Source organism: Marinobacter salinus, assembly GCF_001854125.1.
GTDB classification, from domain to species: domain Bacteria; phylum Pseudomonadota; class Gammaproteobacteria; order Pseudomonadales; family Oleiphilaceae; genus Marinobacter; species Marinobacter salinus.
In genome coordinates this window covers 4009335-4025361 of sequence record NZ_CP017715.1, presented here as the reverse complement: position 1 = coordinate 4025361, position 16027 = coordinate 4009335, and the positions used below count along the sequence as shown (strand labels likewise).

General features: G+C 56.3%; 11 protein-coding genes. 6 read left to right on the top strand and 5 right to left on the bottom strand.

The window, feature by feature from the left end; translation table 11 throughout:
* Positions 1-8: 8 nt before the first annotated feature.
* Both BKP64_RS18530 and BKP64_RS18525 read right to left on the bottom strand, forming a co-directional pair.
* Positions 9-1223: an aspartate aminotransferase family protein gene (locus BKP64_RS18530; protein ID WP_070973302.1), complete on the bottom strand. Its 1215-nt coding sequence runs from the start codon at positions 1221-1223 to the stop codon at positions 9-11.
* A gap of 100 nt (positions 1224-1323) precedes the next feature.
* Positions 1324-2775 carry an exonuclease domain-containing protein gene (locus BKP64_RS18525; RefSeq protein ID WP_070973300.1) on the bottom strand — a complete coding sequence of 484 codons (1452 nt, stop codon included), beginning with the start codon at positions 2773-2775 and terminating at the stop codon, positions 1324-1326.
* A 162-nt stretch (positions 2776-2937) separates the two neighbouring features.
* On the opposite strand from BKP64_RS18525, the gene BKP64_RS18520 reads away from it, so the two are divergent.
* A complete protein-coding gene (locus BKP64_RS18520) occupies positions 2938-4038 on the top strand; it encodes a DcaP family trimeric outer membrane transporter (protein ID WP_070973298.1) in 1101 nt (366 codons plus the stop codon).
* A 444-nt stretch (positions 4039-4482) separates the two neighbouring features.
* Here the strand turns inward: BKP64_RS18520 and aceF are convergent, their stop codons facing one another.
* On the bottom strand, positions 4483-6159 hold the full coding sequence (gene aceF, locus BKP64_RS18515) for a dihydrolipoyllysine-residue acetyltransferase (RefSeq protein WP_070973296.1): 1677 nt from the start codon (positions 6157-6159) through the stop codon (positions 4483-4485).
* A 10-nt stretch (positions 6160-6169) separates the two neighbouring features.
* Positions 6170-8833: a pyruvate dehydrogenase (acetyl-transferring), homodimeric type gene (gene aceE, locus BKP64_RS18510; protein ID WP_070973294.1), complete on the bottom strand. Its 2664-nt coding sequence runs from the start codon at positions 8831-8833 to the stop codon at positions 6170-6172.
* A gap of 658 nt (positions 8834-9491) precedes the next feature.
* On the opposite strand from aceE, the gene BKP64_RS18505 reads away from it, so the two are divergent.
* Positions 9492-10856 (top strand): KamA family radical SAM protein, encoded by a 1365-nt coding sequence (locus tag BKP64_RS18505; protein WP_070973292.1) that lies wholly within the window; start codon positions 9492-9494, stop codon positions 10854-10856.
* Positions 10857-10914: 58 nt separating this feature from the next.
* On the opposite strand, the gene paaY is transcribed toward BKP64_RS18505, so the two are convergent.
* On the bottom strand, positions 10915-11511 hold the full coding sequence (paaY, locus tag BKP64_RS18500; protein WP_070973290.1) for a phenylacetic acid degradation protein PaaY: 597 nt from the start codon (positions 11509-11511) through the stop codon (positions 10915-10917).
* A 494-nt stretch (positions 11512-12005) separates the two neighbouring features.
* On the opposite strand from paaY, the gene paaG reads away from it, so the two are divergent.
* The 4 genes from paaG to pcaF are packed head-to-tail and all read left to right on the top strand — an operon-like array spanning position 12006 to position 16008.
* A complete protein-coding gene (gene paaG / locus BKP64_RS18490; protein ID WP_070973286.1) occupies positions 12006-12797 on the top strand; it encodes a 2-(1,2-epoxy-1,2-dihydrophenyl)acetyl-CoA isomerase PaaG in 792 nt (263 codons plus the stop codon).
* Positions 12798-14321, top strand: coding sequence for a 3-hydroxyacyl-CoA dehydrogenase PaaH (paaH, locus tag BKP64_RS18485; RefSeq protein WP_070973284.1), 1524 nt, complete (start codon positions 12798-12800; stop codon positions 14319-14321). It begins immediately after the preceding gene.
* Complete coding sequence (gene paaI / locus BKP64_RS18480) at positions 14318-14764, top strand: hydroxyphenylacetyl-CoA thioesterase PaaI (protein WP_070973282.1); 447 nt, start codon at positions 14318-14320, stop codon at positions 14762-14764. The genes paaH and paaI overlap by 4 nt, the downstream gene beginning before the upstream one ends.
* A complete protein-coding gene (gene pcaF / locus BKP64_RS18475; protein WP_269466072.1) occupies positions 14761-16008 on the top strand; it encodes a 3-oxoadipyl-CoA thiolase in 1248 nt (415 codons plus the stop codon). Before paaI ends, pcaF begins: the two co-directional genes overlap by 4 nt.
* Positions 16009-16027 lie beyond the last annotated feature (19 nt).

The window sequence follows — 16027 nt, the reverse complement described above, 5'->3', positions numbered from 1 at the left end:
AAGACTCCTTAGGAGGTCAGTTTTTTCACGGCTGCATCGAAGCGCTCCAGCGCATCGTCAATGTCTGATTCCGGGATGATCAGAGAGGGTGCCAGGCGCACCACATTGGCACCCGCAACCAGTACCATAACACCTTCATCAAGACCGGCATTGAGGAAGTCCTTGGCTTTGCCCTGCCACTTTTCCGTGAGCACGCACCCGAGCAAAAGGCCTGCACCACGGACTTCGCTGAACACACCATAGCGCTCGCCGATATCCATCATCCCCTTACGCAGGCGTTCAGAGCGGGCCTTCACCCCCTTAAGAATATCCGGCTGACTCACGGTATCCACAACTTTCTGGGCGACGGCACACGCCAATGCGTTGCCACCATAGGTGCTACCGTGAGTACCGACACCCAAGCTCGCAGCCACCTTGGCAGTCGTCAACATAGCCGCCACCGGGAAGCCCCCGCCCAGGCCTTTGGCGCTGGAGAGAATGTCCGGCACCACGCCATACATCTGATACGCGTAAAAGTGCCCCGTACGACCCACGCCGGACTGGACCTCGTCAAATACCAGCAGCGCATCGTTCTCATCACAAAGCTGACGCAGGCCTTTCAAAAATTCGGGATCACCCGGCATAACGCCGCCTTCCCCCTGAATCGGCTCGACCACGATGGCACAGGTTTTCTCTTTCGAGATGAGCTTTTTTACCGACTCAAGATCATTAAAATCGGCATGATGGATGCCACCGGGAGCCGGCTCAAAGCCTTCCAGGTATTTCGGCTGACCACCAACGCTCACCGTAAACAGGGTCCGGCCGTGGAAAGCGTTCTTGAAGGAGATGATCTCGTTCTTTTCCGGGCCAAAGTGCTCCCACGCGTAACGACGAGCCAGCTTGAACGCCGCCTCATTCGCTTCACCACCTGAGTTGGCAAAGAACACCCGCTCCGCAAACGTATGATCACAAAGCGTTTTGGCCAAACGAAGCGCCGGCTCATTGGTCATGACATTCGACAGGTGCCAGATCTTCTCGGCCTGGTCCTGCAAAGCACCTACCAGCCCAGGATGGGAATGGCCCAGGCAGGTCACCGCGATCCCACCCTGCAAATCGACAAACTCTCGTCCTTCCTGATCCCAGATCCGGGATCCTTCGCCTCTTACCGGGATGATTGAACCGGGGGCGTAGTTGGGAACCATGACTTCATCAAACAGTTCGCGGCTGACGGGCTCTTTGTTCATATTTCTCTCTCGGGTAAAGCGACTGAACGTATAAAAGTAGTTGAGTCGACGCACGGGGCAAGTACGTAGCTGTGCGGACTCTCAACTCATGATACGCCACTCAAGGCATAAGAACATCCGGTTCACCGATCGCCGGCAACTCAATGACCGTAAACCCCTTTCCGTCCCGTCCCGACAGCGATTTCATCAAAAGCCTGCAGGAATCCAGATCAAACGACACGTCCTGACCACGTAGCGACAGCTCAGACAGCTCGCCTTCATCGTGCAGGGTCGCAACGTGTACCCAATTGTAGACCACAAGGATATCCATCCGGCCGGCAGGCTCGTTGCGCTCAATCACGCCGACCGGCCCCTTCCAGGGCCAGGTTTTCAGGCGCAACCCGTGAAACGCAATTTGCATACGGAGGTTAAAACGGGCCACATCCTCAAGGTCCTCGCAAGCGCCCCTGCATCGGCCCAATGCGCGCTGAAAGCAGGCCCCCCCCTCCCCGGACTCCAGCCCGAGCAGGCGATTGCACAGTTGGTTCTTCGCAGCAATGCCGCTTAGTGCGCGCTCGGCATCCCGCTTGCTGCGGAAAAGTCCGAAATAATCTCCAAGCCTGTGCGGTTCAATTTCCCGGACCAATTGCGCCTGCAAATAGCCAGAAGCTGTTTCACACAGCTCAATACTGACAAGATTCTTGGCGGCCCGGGAGCGCCGGTTGAACATCGGCTTGAGCGCCTTGATCTGTTTCAACTCAAGCAGCAGCGCGCCCAGCTCACCTGCTGTTTCCGTATATTCTACTCGCCTCAGGCTCTCGGACATCCGGACACCGCGGCCGGAGTTATGGTCCCCGGAAAAATGCGAGGCCACACGCTGCGCTATGTTGGTACTTTTGCCCACGTACAGCAGCACATCGTTCTCACCATAAAAACGGTATACACCGGGCCGCTCAGGTAACTCCCTGAGGGTATCAAAAGGCAAATGGGAAGGAGTGCTCGGGCGCTGCAACAAGTCGCCGATCGCTTTCTCCAACGCATCGTCCCCTTTTTCAGAACGGACATGCAGAAAGAAGGAGAGCATCGCAGCGACATCACCCATAGCACGGTGACGTTGAACGGCACCGAGACCATGGCGCTCAATCAGCGCATCCATGTTGTGCCGCCGGAATTCGGGGTAGAGCCGGCGAGACAGCTTCACCGTACACAGGACTTTCGCCGAAAACAGCCGGCCAAGCCTGCGAAACTCGGACTTGATAAAGCCGTAATCGAAACGCGCGTTGTGCGCGACAAAAACCGTGCCGTTCAGCTGTGCCTCAAGGGCATCCGCGATCTCCGAGAATAACGGCGCATCCGCAACCATGGCATTGGAAATGCCCGTAAAGCCTTCAATGAACCCGGAAATCCGGGTTTCCGGATTCAGCAGGGTTTGCCATTCCCCGACCACCTCGCCTCCTCGCCAAAACCGGATGCCAATCTCGGTAATGCGGTCGCTTGAAGAGTTTCCACCGGTCGTTTCGATATCAAGAAACGCAAACGTGGTATGCTGAAGATAGGTACTTTGGGAGGTCATTAATCGATTGTACGCCTCTAAAGCATCCGCAGATGTTTGTATAGCAACGAAAAGCTGCTATAGACATTCGTCTAATTAATACAAGAATTCATTTGAATTGTCACAGATTCGTAACTACCTTGTTTTCGGGTCCAACAACAAAAATGTGTGGAGACAACAACGATGCAAAGCAACAAACTAAGATTGGCAATTCGTGCGACGGCAGCGGCGGCGATTCTGGGCACGGCTGCTCAGGCACAGGCCTACAGCTTCAGCGCTGGCGACGTAGACGCAAGTGTTTACGGTTACGCTCGCCTGAACATGAGCTATGACCTTGATGAAAATGTCGCGAATTCAGGTCACCGAGGCGGCTCTTTCCCAACTGTCGACGATAGCCAAGACATAGACGGCCATTTTGGTGCCGCTGCTTCTCAGAGCAGGCTTGGTGTAAAAGCTACTCACGCTAACGGCGTCATGGTTAACGTCGAAGGCGACTTCATGTGTGACACTTATGCAGGGGGCTGCCTTCGCCTTCGTCATGCCTATGGTTCCTACAACGGCATTCTTGCTGGCCAGACCTGGTCCAACTACAACAGCTTTGTCGGCTCAACCTCAACTCTGGACTTTGACGGTGTCGCAGGCGTAGCAGGCTATGGATCACGTACTGCCCAGCTTCGTTACACAACCGGACCGCTTTCGGTCTCTATCGAGGATCCTAAAGTCCGCGGTATCGCCGACAATAGAAATGGCATGCCCGCTCTGACGGCTCGCCTTGAAGATAAGGCGGGCGGCTTGTCTTACTCAGCAGCTGCGCTGGTCAAACAAAACTCCTATGAGACAGTCACAGCTGATGACTCTGCCATGGCATTTGCAGTGTTCGGCGCAGCTAGTATGGCAGTATCCGACATGATTACTGTCCGCGGCGCAATCAACTACACTGACGGCGCTAACTCTTACCTGTACCGTTCTGGTGGCGCGGATGCCTACATTGACGTCAACGGCGACCTGGAAAATCTTTCCGGAATGGGCGGTACCATTGGCGCGTCCATGAGCCTGGGCGGTGGCCGCACCATTAACGCCACCTATGGTATGACCAAGCTGGATGTGGACGATTTGGCTCCAACAACCAATGAAACTAACGAAAACGCGTTTGTAAACTACCAGTGGACGCCGGTTAAGAACGTCATGATGGGCGTTGAATACGGCTACTACAGCACTGAAACTCGGGGCGGCGAAAGCGACGACGCTAACCGTCTGATGTTCGCAGCGCAGTACAACTTCTAAACCTTCCTTTTAGAAGTTAACTCGGAAAAACCCCGGCATCTGCCGGGGTTTTTTCGTTCCATTCCGGTGCATTCGGCACCATTACCTACCATCGCCAGACACCCGCCTTCACCGAAGCGCAGCCGCACTGCCGACAATTCAACACGTTACAGCCTCAACGTCTTTTGGCACGCCTGATGCTATTTATCTGTTGCATGGAATGCGACGGAGGCACCCCGCCTTGTTCAGCTTCTTAACCAATGAGGTGACACGATGAAAAAGGCCAAAGACCAGAACCTGTTGTTCGAACTGACCCAGCCCTACGAGGCTGAAATGATGCAGGACCTGCACAACTACTTTGACTGGATGTTCTTCGCCAACTAAACGCGAGCCAGACACAGAAAAGCCGGGAAGCATAACGCTGTCCCGGCTTTTTTCTAACCCTCAGAAAATGTCAGCCAATGCTTACAGAAGCAGCGACCGAATATCTCCGAGTAACTGGCTAAGCAACGTTGTGAAACGCGCCGCATCGGCCCCATTTACCGCCCGGTGATCGTAAGACAGCGACAACGGCAGCATTAACCTGGGCTGGAAGGCCTTGCCATCCCAGACCGGCTTCATGGCCGCCTTGGAAACCCCGAGAATCGCCACCTCCGGGGTATTCACGATCGGCGTGAATGCGGTGCCGCCAATACCACCCAAGCTGGTGATGGTAAAACAGGCACCCTGCATCTCTGCAGGCTTCAGCTGCTTGTCCCGGGCCTTCTGGGCCAGTTCGGCGCTTTCCGCCGCCAGCTCCCACAGGCCTTTCTTGTCCACATCCCGGATGACCGGAACCATCAGCCCGTGAGGCGTATCCACGGCAATGCCGATGTGGATGTACTGTTTACGGACAACTTCTTTCTTGTCCATATCCAGCGAGACATTGAACTGGGGAAGTTCGGCAAGAGCCGTCGCGCACGCTTTCAGCATGAACGGCAGCGGCGTCATCTTCACACCTTTCTTCTCGCCGGCAGCCTTTTGCGCCTTGCGGAATTCCTCCATATCGGTGATATCCGCATCCTCAAACTGGGTCACATGAGGCACGTTCAGCCAGCTGCGCTGCATGTTGTTGGCCGTTGCGAACATCATCCGCGACATGGCCTCACGCTTCACCTCACCAAACTGGCTGAAGTCCGGCAGTTTGACTCCGGGGATACCGGAGCCCGTGGCCACGCCAGTGCCCTGCTGGGCCTGCTTGAGCTGGCTCTTCACATAGGCATGGACATCGTCCTTGATAATCCGGCTCTTAGGACCAGAACCCTTGATGCGGGCCAGATCGGCACCCAGCTCGCGGGCAAGCTTGCGAACGGCAGGGCCTGCATGAACCTTGGCGCCTGGCGTCGGCGGCTCATAGGTAGCACCCTGTGGCTCAGGAGCAGACTCAGCAGCCTGCCTGGGCTTTTCTTCAGCTTTCTGCTCGGGCTTTTCTTCTCCAGCGGTCGCTTCAGAGGCCTCTTCAGTGGGTGCCTCCTCTTCACCACCGCCTTCCTGAACGGTCATTTCCAGCAATTCACTGCCTTCCGAGAGCTTGTCACCCTCGGATACCAGAATCTTGCCCACCTTGCCCGCATAGGGCGAGGGAATCTCCATGGTTGCCTTGTCGGATTCAACCGTTACCAGAGGATCGTCGGCTTCAATGGTATCGCCTTCAGCGACGTTGATTTCGATAACCGGGACATTGTCGAAGCCATCCAGCGCGGGAACCTTCACAGTTTCCTTGCGGGAGCCACCGGAAGCCTTCTTCGGCGCCGGCTTGCTTTCTTCGGACTTCTCTTCCTGCTTGGCTTCGCTCTTTTCCTCGGCTGTTTCCTCCGGCTTTCCTTCGGAGTCATCACTGCCGGCATCGTCAGAGCCGCCATCGGCGCTGGCTTCCATCATCCCGACAACATCGCCTTCCTTGACCTTGTCACCCACCTTGACGGTGATCTTGGTGATTTTGCCGGCACCGGGAGACGGCAATTCAACAGACGCTTTGTCTGACTCTACGGTCAGGATCGGATCTTCTGCTTCAACCGAATCCCCTGCACTGACGGTGATTTCGATAACCTCGACCTCATCCGCACCGCCGAGATCCGGAACCTTGATTTCCTGCTCACTCATTGCGGTCTCCTTAGCTCAGCACCGGGTTCGTTTTATTGCGATCGATTCCGTACTTGCGCATGGCTTCGAGAACCACATCGTTCTTCACCTCACCGTCCTGGGCCAGGGCTGACAGCGCCGAAACAGTTACGTAGTAACGGTCCACTTCAAAGAAGCTGCGCAGCTTTTCCCGGGTGTCACTGCGGCCGAAGCCGTCGGTACCCAGAGTCAGGTAGGTTTTGGGGATGAACGCCCTGAGCTGCTCGGAGTGCAGCTTGATGTAATCGGTAGAAGACACTACCGGCCCGGCATGCTTCTCCAGGCACTGGGTAACATAAGCTTTCTTCGGCTTGTCATCCGGGTGCAGGCGATTCCAGCGCTCTACGTGCTGGCCTTCACGGGCCAGCTCGTTGAAGCTGGTCACGCTCCAGACATCAGAGGCCACACCCCAATCGTCCTTCAGCATCTGGGCCGCCGCACGCACCTCATTCAGGATGGCGCCAGCACCAAGCAGCTGGACCCGGGACGCTTTCTTGTTGCCCTTGGTCTCAACAGACTCGTACAGATACATGCCCTTGATGATGCCGTCTTCACAACCTTTGGGCATTGCCGGCTGCTCGTAGTTTTCGTTCTCGATCGTCAGGTAGTAGAAGACATTCTGGTTGTCCTCGAACATCTCTTTCATACCATGACGAAGCACCACGGCCATTTCATAGCCGTATGCCGGATCGTAGGCCTTGCAGTTTGGAATGGTGTTGGCGAGAACATGGCTGTGCCCGTCCTGGTGCTGCAGGCCTTCACCGTTGAGGGTAGTCCGCCCGGCAGTGCCGCCAATCAGGAAACCACGGGCCTGAATATCACCGGACGCCCATGCCAGATCGCCAACCCGCTGGAAGCCGAACATGGAATAGAAGATATAGAACGGAATCAGCGGAAAGTTGTTGGTGCTGTATGAGGTTGCAGCCGCCATCCAGGCCGACATGGAACCAGCTTCGTTGATACCTTCCTCAAGAATCTGGCCCTTTTTGTCTTCCCGGTAGTACATGATCTGATCACGGTCTTCCGGAACGTACTTCTGACCCTCAGCCGTATAAATACCCAGCTGACGGAACATACCCTCCATACCAAAGGTGCGGGCTTCGTCCGGCACGATCGGCACTACCCTCTTGCCAATACGCTTGTCTTTGGTCAGGGCTGTCAGTATCCGGACAAAGGCCATGGTGGTGGAAATCTTCCGATCGCCGGAGCCCTCAAGCACCGCCTTGAAGATATCGAGATCGGGAATCTGCAGCGGCTGGCAATCCTTGCGACGCTTGGGATAGAAGCCACCCAGTTCCTGACGGCGCTTTTTCATATAGACGATTTCCGGACTATCCGGCGCTGGCCGGTAATAAGGAACGTCTTTGAGCTCTTCGTCCTTCAGCGGCACAGCAAACCGGTCCCGGAACGACTTCAACTGCTCGATATCCAGTTTCTTCAGGGAATGAGCTGTGTTCTGCGCCTCACCGGCCTCGCCGAACCCATAGCCCTTGATGGTATGAGCCAGGATAACAGTCGGGCGTCCGCCGTTGTTGTGGATGGCGTGATGGTAGGCCGCGTAAATCTTGTAGGGGTCATGGCCACCGCGGTTAAGCTTGTTGATCTCCTCATCAGACAGACTTTCAACCAGCTTCGCCGTTTCGGGGTATTTGCCGAAGAAGTGCTTGCGGGTATAGGCAGGGCCGTTGCTCTTGTAGTTCTGTAACTCGCCATCACAGACTTCGTCCATGACATGCTGCATTTTGCCGTCCTTGTCATTCTCGAACAGGGGATCCCAGTGACGCCCCCAAACCACTTTCAGCACGTTCCAGCCGGCTCCCCGGAAGACGCCTTCAAGCTCCTGAATGATTTTGCCGTTGCCCCGCACAGGCCCGTCCAGGCGCTGGAGGTTGCAGTTCACCACGAAAATGAGGTTGCTGAGGTTTTCCCGACCGGCCATGGAAATGGAACCCAGGGTTTCCGGCTCGTCCGTTTCACCGTCACCAACAAAACACCAGACTTTGCGGTCGCCCATTTCGATGAGCTCCCGGCTATCCAGATACTTCATGACGTGAGCCTGGTAGATGGCCTGGATGGGGCCAAGCCCCATGGAAACCGTCGGGAACTGCCAGTAATCCGGCATCAGCCAGGGGTGCGGGTAAGAGGAAAGGCCGGTGCCATCCACTTCCTCCCGGTATTTGTCCAGATCCTTTTCCTCGAAACGGCCTTCAAGGAAGGAGCGTGCATAGATGCCCGGTGAGGAGTGACCCTGGAAATACACCAGATCGGATTCGCGCTTTTCATCGCCGCCGTGGAAGTAGTAGTTGAAGCCCACGTCGTAAAGCGTCGCGGCAGATGAAAACGACGAAACGTGACCACCCAAATCTCCGGGCCGCTGGTTCGCACGCATAACCATGGCCATGGCATTCCAGCGGATCAGGGAGCGAATCCGGCGCTCCATGAACAGATCACCCGGCATGGGTGCCTGCTGGGCAACAGGAATACTGTTCCGGAACGGCGTGGTAATGGAATAAGGCAGCTCGGTGCCATCGCGACTAGCTCGCTCGGAAAGCCTTTCAAGTATGTACTTGGCCCGGTCTACGCCTTCCTGCTCGATCAGAGACTCTAGCGCATCCAGCCATTCGCTGGTTTCAATGGGATCATCATCTTGGTACATCAAACCCTCCCCCTGGCATCAAAAATACGGCGCGGGCCGCGATCAGCAGCCGGGCGCGTTGCGGTGTTGTTAAGCTGCGATGGATTGCAGAATATTGTTATGGGTGTATCAGCCTGACAGATGCTCTGCAGACTGTAAGCAGAACCTCCATCAAGCATAGAACAGCTTTCGCACTTTTCCTGCCCGATCACCCTGTGAAATAAAGGCTTTTGCCCGGGATGATCGACGTTGCGGTGACCTTCCTGGAAAATCCGGCCCGATTACGTAGTATTTTTACTACATAATGACCTCCGAATTCAATCAAACTGGCTTTTAGATCCAGTTTTCCGATAACCTTTCGATTACTTACGGAAGAATGACCGTTTTCGGGCCATCAGACAACCATAATCAGACCAATGTCGTAGTATTATTACCGACACTCAATTCGTTCATACACTAAAAATAATAATTTCTCTATTTTCGTGACTTTTAGCCGAATTTCGTTGCTTTTAGCGGGATTTAAACATAGAAATGCATATCCCGCCGGTCTCAAAACCGGGATTATTAATTAGACCTGAAAACAAACCTCGTTTTATGTATACTCGCCTGCCCGTTTTTTAACCAACGGAGATGGAACCCCATCCTCCAGTCTTTTGGCCACAAACACAGAGGGCGATCTATGAACTCCATCGTCACCTTTCCGAACCGGATACCCACTACCGAGTTCGAGGAACGGCGCTTCAAGGTCTACACAGACCGCCAGCTTGACAAGATTGAGGTTATCCAGAACCTCCCGGCAGAGACCCTGTTTGAGATGAAGGTCGTTGCCAGCGTACTGCCCTTCCGGGTCAACGAATACGTGATCAATGAGCTGATCAAGTGGGACAAGGTCCCCAATGACCCCATCTATCAACTTGTCTTTCCCCAGAAAGCGATGCTGAAAGACGAGCATTACGAGCGTATGGCAAAACTGCATCAGGACGGTGCTGACAAGAAAGAAATACAAACGGTCGCAAAAGAAATCCGTGATGACCTGAACCCTCACCCGGCCGGGCAGATGGAAATGAACATGCCGGAACTGGACGGCGAGGTTCTTGACGGCGTTCAGCACAAGTACCGTGAAACCGTGCTGTTCTTCCCGGCTCAGGGGCAGACCTGCCATTCCTACTGCACCTTCTGTTTCCGCTGGGCGCAGTTTGTCGGTGACAAGGATCTGAAGATATCCAGCACCGAAGCCGAGAAACTGCATGGCTACCTGCAGGAACATACCGAGGTAACGGATCTCCTGGTCACCGGCGGCGACCCCATGGTGATGAAAACCAAAAACCTGGTCCAGTACCTCGAACCCCTGCTGCAGCCGGAGTTCGACCATATCCAGACCATTCGGATCGGCACCAAGGCCCTGACCTTCTGGCCATACCGCTTTGTCACAGACAAAGACGCTGACGAACTGATCGAACTGTTCGCCAAGCTGGTGGATGCCGGCAAACACGTCGCGATCATGGCCCACTACAACCACTGGCAGGAAATCACTACCGATATCGCGGAAGAGGCGATCCGCCGCATCCGGGCGACCGGCGCTGAAATCCGCGCCCAGGGCCCTCTCATCAAACACGTGAACGATGATGCTGACGCCTGGGCCAAGCTGTGGAAGAAGGAAGTGCAGCTGGGCATTATCCCCTACTACATGTTTGTAGAGCGGGATACCGGCGCCAAGAACTATTTCGAAGTGCCGCTTGCCGAGGCCTTCCGGATTTACCGGGAAGCGATGAAAAAGGTCAGCGGCCTTGCCCGTACCGCTCGCGGTCCGTCCATGAGCGCCGGCCCAGGCAAGGTTGAGATTCAGGGTATTGCCGAGATTCAGGGCGAGAAAGTCTTTGTTCTGCGGTTCCTGCAAGGACGCAACCCGGACTGGGTGCAGCGCCCATTCTTCGCCAAGTACAGCGAGACCGCCACCTGGCTGCACGAGCTGGAGCCCGCCTTCGGCGAGGAAAAGTTCTTCTTTGAGGACGAATTTGAAAAAATGAAGAAGGGCGAGGCATAACCTCCCTGACTGGCGGTCCCGTAGCCGATCCGAGGGCTACGGGACCCCTGCCCCGCTATCAGGATTGTTCGTACTTGGGGCGATAATCGCTGATACTCAGCCTTGGCCGATCCGACTCGGCCTCTGCCAGAGGCACGCACTCCTCAACTGTCTCAAGGCAACGCGTCGTCAGCCTCTGATACTCCTCGGTTCCTTTACGCTTCCAGTCAATCTCTTTGTCACTGAGAGCCCGCAGGACTTTGGCGGGAGACCCGACAATCAATGAGCCAGGCTCACATGAAAATCCGGCCTTCACGAAAGCACACGCCCCCACGATAGATCGCGGTGCAATCACAGCCTCATCCATTATCACTGCATTCATCCCAACCATGGCATCCTCACCGACCGTGCAACCGTGAAGGATGGCGCCATGCCCCACATGACCGTTTTTCTCAACCACCACATCCTTGCCGGGAAACGCATGGGTAACGCAGGTATCCTGTATGTTTGCCCCTTCCTTTAACACGATACGCCCAAAGTCTCCCCGCAGAGAGGCCGCAGGGCCAACATAGCAATCCGGACCAACCCACACATCACCGATCAGAATGGCAGTGGGATGAACGTAAGCGGACGGGTGAACAACGGGCCTTACCCCTTCGATACTGTAACTGGGCATTCTTCTCTCCTTTTTTCTGTGGCACGCAAACCGGTCACATTTTCTGATTCACTTTATAGACCACTTTATAGTTTTCCTGAGTATCTTTCACAGCACCAACGAGCATAAAACCGCCTTTAGACACCACAATTCGAACTAAAAGCCACTCATTGGTTATATTTTTCCTTTCTTTTTCAATGAGTAAAAAATTTCCACGCCGCCGCTCGCCAAAGTGATACAAAAGTTAGACTTTCGGGTTCTTGACGAGTATCAATTAATAGATATACTTATTTTCCAGTCAGCCAGCTCATTATTCGAACATAGTCTGGTGGTCACTCTGATTCTGAACCGTTCAGGTCTGCCAGCCCGAGCCAACCATTGAGAGAGCCACCCAGATAAGACGTTCCATCGTCAGGAAGGGCATGATGCCTTCCGGGAACAGCGCAAACCCCATTTCACGGGCCGGTATACCGTCGCCCTGAAGCCATCATCAATTCTGTTTATAGGACAACGCCATGACTCAGCCGAGCATTCTTCTCGAAATCGATCAGGGTGTGGCCCTGCTTACCCTTAACCGCCCAGACAACCTGAACAGTTTCAACGTCGAGATGCACGAACAGATGCGGGACGCAGTCAGCACGGTGCGCAAGGACAGCACCGTTCGCGTTCTGGTGATTACCGGTGCCGGTCGTGGTTTCTGTGCCGGACAGGATCTGTCTGATCGAAGCGTTGCCCCGGGCCAGGAAGCACCCGACCTCGGAGAGTCCCTGGAAAAATACTACAACCCGCTGATGCGCAGCCTCCGGGATCTGCCCATGCCCGTCCTGTGCGCGGTGAACGGTGTTGCAGCGGGTGCCGGCGCGAACATTGCGTTGGCCTGTGACATTACACTTGCGGCACGCTCCGCCAGTTTCGTGCAGGCATTCTGCAAGCTTGGACTGGTCCCGGATTCAGGCGGCACCTGGACCTTGCCGCGGGTCGCTGGCATGGCACGGGCCAAGGGCATGGCCCTACTGGGCGACAAGATTGCTGCCGAGCAGGCCGAAAGCTGGGGCATGATCTGGCGCTGTGTCGATAATGAGGCACTGATGGAAGAGACCATGAAGCTGGCAAGGCACTTCGCCACCCAGCCCACAAAAGGCCTGGCTCTGATCAAGCGCGCTCTGCACGCCAGTGCCAGCAACACGTTTGAAGAACAACTCAACCTTGAGCGTGATCTCCAGCGCATGGCTGGCCGATCCGAGGATTACCGCGAAGGCGTCGCTGCCTTCATGGAGAAACGCACGCCAACCTTCAAGGGGAAGTAAATGAGCCAGGCACTTGATACCCATACCGCCATTGCCGTCATCGGTGCCGGCGCCATGGGCTCCGGTATTGCCCAGGTTGCCGCCCAGGCTGGCCACAAAGTCTACCTTCACGACCAGCGCGAAGGCGCGGCGGCCACAGGACGCGATGGTGTTGCCAAACAGCTCCAGCGCCGGGTCGACAAAGGCAAGATGGAACAGCAGGCCGTGGACGCTATCATTGGCCGCATTCATCCGGTCAGCGCGCTTTCCGACGTAGCCGAGAGCAGCATGGTCATTGAGGCCATTATCGAAGACCTCGAGATCAAACGTGAACTGCTGGCAAACCTCGAAGAACTCTGTGGCCCGGAGACCATCCTTGCCACCAACACCTCGTCCATTTCAGTGACCGCGCTTGGCGCCAAACTCAGTAAGCCGGAACGCCTGGTCGGGATGCACTTCTTCAACCCGGCGCCATTGATGGCGTTGGTCGAAGTCGTCAAAGGGCTGGCAACCGACAACGTTGTTGCCGAAACCGTCCACGCCACCGCATCAAACTGGGGCAAGAAACCGGTCTTTGCCACGTCCACACCGGGGTTTATCGTTAACCGGGTCGCCCGCCCCTTCTATGCCGAGAGCCTGCGACTGCTCCAGGAACAGACCGCAGATGCGGCAACGCTGGATGCCATCATCCGGGAAGCCGGAAATTTCCGCATGGGACCGTTTGAACTGACCGACCTGATCGGTCATGACGTCAACTACGCAGTCACGAATTCGGTGTTCAACGCCTATTATCAGGACACCCGCTTTCTGCCATCACTGATTCAGAAAGAACTGGTTGAGGCCGGACGACTGGGCCGCAAAAGCGGTCACGGATTCTACAGCTATGCCGAAGGCAGCCAACGCCCCTCTCCCCGCACAGAACCGGAATGTCAAAGTCATGAAAACCGGCTGATTGTCGAGGGCGAGATGGGCCCTGCCAAGGCGCTGGTTGATCGCTTCCGCGACGCCGGGCTTGAGATCATCGAACGGGACGGCCCTGGCCAACTCCGCTTCGGCGACGCCGTATTGGCCCTTACCGATGGCCGCATGGCCACCGAGCGCGCCCAAGTGGAAGGCACACTCAACCTGACACTGTTTGACCTCGCTTTCGATTTCGCCAAGGCCTCCCGGCTTGCCGTTTCTGTCGCCAGTCAGGCCTCCGACAAGGCGGTTTCCGATGCGTGTGCTTTACTGCAAAAAGCGGGTATCGCCGTCAGTCTGCTTGAAGATCGCCCCGGCCTGGTGGTCATGCGCACTGTCGCCATGCTTGCCAATGAAGCCGCCGATGCCGCGCTGCAGGGCGTAGCGACGAAGGAAGATATCGACCTGGCCATGCAAGCGGGGCTGAACTACCCGGAAGGCCCGCTGAGCTGGAGCGACCGCCTGGGCAATGGCCGGGTATTCCGGGTCCTCAGAAACATTCAGGGCAGCTACGAAGAAGACCGGTATCGCCCGGCGCTGCTGCTTCGGAAAAACCATTATGCCGAGAAGGGGTTTTACGCATGACGGACACCAACCCGCAACAGCTCGCGGAGCAGTGCGCAGAAGCAATGTTTGCCCGTGACCAGGCGAGCCAGAAGCTGGGCATGGAGATCGTTTCAGTTGCGCCCGGCAAAGCCGTGCTGACCATGACCGTGACTGATGACATGATTCAGGGCCACGGTTCCTGCCATGGCGGCTACCTCTTCACCCTCGCCGACTCTGCATTCGCCTTCAGCTGCAATTCTTACGACAAGGCAACGGTGGCGTCCGGCTGCAGCATTGACTACATGGCTGGCGCCAAAGCCGGAGATATCCTGACCGCAACCGCCGAAGAACAGTCTCGTGGCGGCCGGACCGGTGTCTACGACGTTACCTTAACCAATCAGGATGGCCGTACCGTTGCCCTTTTCCGGGGCAAGTCCTACCAGGTCCGCGGCCCTGTCATTAATTCGGAGGAAAACTCATGAGTGGAGATAACCGCTTGCAGGACGCCTATATTGTCGACGCCGTACGTACGCCCATTGGCCGTTATGGCGGCGCACTGTCTGCAGTCCGGGCAGATGACCTGGGCGCCATCCCAATGAAAGCACTGGTGGAGCGTCACCCCGGTCTCGACTGGTCAAAAATTGACGATGTGCTCTATGGCTGCGCCAACCAGGCTGGCGAAGACAACCGGGATGTCGCTCGTATGTCACTGCTGCTGGCCGGCCTGCCAGTGGATGTTCCAGGCAGCACCATCAACCGGCTCTGCGGTTCCGGCATGGATGCGGTTGGCAGCGCGGCGCGCGCGATCCGCACCGGCGAAGCCCGCCTGATGCTTGCAGGCGGTGTCGAATCCATGTCCCGGGCACCTTTTGTGATGGGCAAGTCGGAGAGCGCCTTCAGTCGCAAAGCGGAGATTTTCGACACAACCATTGGCTGGCGCTTCGTCAATCCGGTACTGAAGAAACAATACGGCATCGACTCCATGCCCGAAACCGCCGAAAACGTTGCTGCCGACTTCGGAATTTCACGGGAAGACCAGGATGCGTTTGCCCTGCGCAGCCAGCAACGGACCGCCGCAGCCCAGGCCGCTGGCCGGTTTGCCAGTGAGATCACGCCGGTCTCTGTGCCCCGCCGCAAACAGGAACCGCTGATCGTCGATACCGACGAGCATCCGCGGGAAACCACCCTGGAAAAACTGGCATCGCTGCCAACACCGTTCCGTGAAAACGGCTGCGTGACGGCGGGCAACGCGTCTGGCGTCAATGACGGCGCCTGTGCACTTCTGCTGGCCAACGCCGACGCCATAGGACAATACAACCTGAAGCCCCGGGCCCGTGTGGTCGCCATGGCCACCGCAGGCGTCGAACCCCGCATCATGGGCTTCGGTCCGGCTCCGGCTACACGCAAGGTATTGAAAACGGCAGGGCTGGAACTGGGTGATATGGATGTCATCGAACTGAACGAGGCGTTTGCCGCCCAGGCACTGGCCGTCACCCGCGATCTGGGGTTGCCGGATGACGCCGAACACGTGAACCCGAACGGGGGCGCTATCGCCCTTGGCCACCCTCTAGGCATGAGTGGCGCTCGCCTGATCACAACCGCACTGAATGAGCTTGAGCGACGCCACGACAAGGGTGAAAAAGCCCGTTATGCACTCTGCACCATGTGCATCGGCGTTGGCCAGGGTATCGCACTGATCATTGAACGGGTGGACAGCGCTGCCTGATCCGTCAGAAGCAACGCTC

Bases quoted from the DNA above. Each gene is read 5' to 3' on its own strand.
- paaY (WP_070973290.1), bottom strand. From the start codon at position 11,511: ATGCCCAGTTACAGTATCGAAGGGGTAAGGCCCGTTGTTCACCCGTCC.
- aceF (WP_070973296.1), bottom strand. From the start codon at position 6,159: ATGAGTGAGCAGGAAATCAAGGTTCCGGATCTCGGCGGTGCGGATGAG.
- paaG (WP_070973286.1), top strand. From the start codon at position 12,006: ATGACTCAGCCGAGCATTCTTCTCGAAATCGATCAGGGTGTGGCCCTG.
- BKP64_RS18520 (WP_070973298.1), top strand. From the start codon at position 2,938: ATGCAAAGCAACAAACTAAGATTGGCAATTCGTGCGACGGCAGCGGCG.
- paaH (WP_070973284.1), top strand. From the start codon at position 12,798: ATGAGCCAGGCACTTGATACCCATACCGCCATTGCCGTCATCGGTGCC.
- BKP64_RS18525 (WP_070973300.1), bottom strand. From the start codon at position 2,775: ATGACCTCCCAAAGTACCTATCTTCAGCATACCACGTTTGCGTTTCTT.
- BKP64_RS18530 (WP_070973302.1), bottom strand. From the start codon at position 1,223: ATGAACAAAGAGCCCGTCAGCCGCGAACTGTTTGATGAAGTCATGGTT.
- pcaF (WP_269466072.1), top strand. From the start codon at position 14,761: ATGAGTGGAGATAACCGCTTGCAGGACGCCTATATTGTCGACGCCGTA.
- paaI (WP_070973282.1), top strand. From the start codon at position 14,318: ATGACGGACACCAACCCGCAACAGCTCGCGGAGCAGTGCGCAGAAGCA.
- aceE (WP_070973294.1), bottom strand. From the start codon at position 8,833: ATGTACCAAGATGATGATCCCATTGAAACCAGCGAATGGCTGGATGCG.
- BKP64_RS18505 (WP_070973292.1), top strand. From the start codon at position 9,492: ATGAACTCCATCGTCACCTTTCCGAACCGGATACCCACTACCGAGTTC.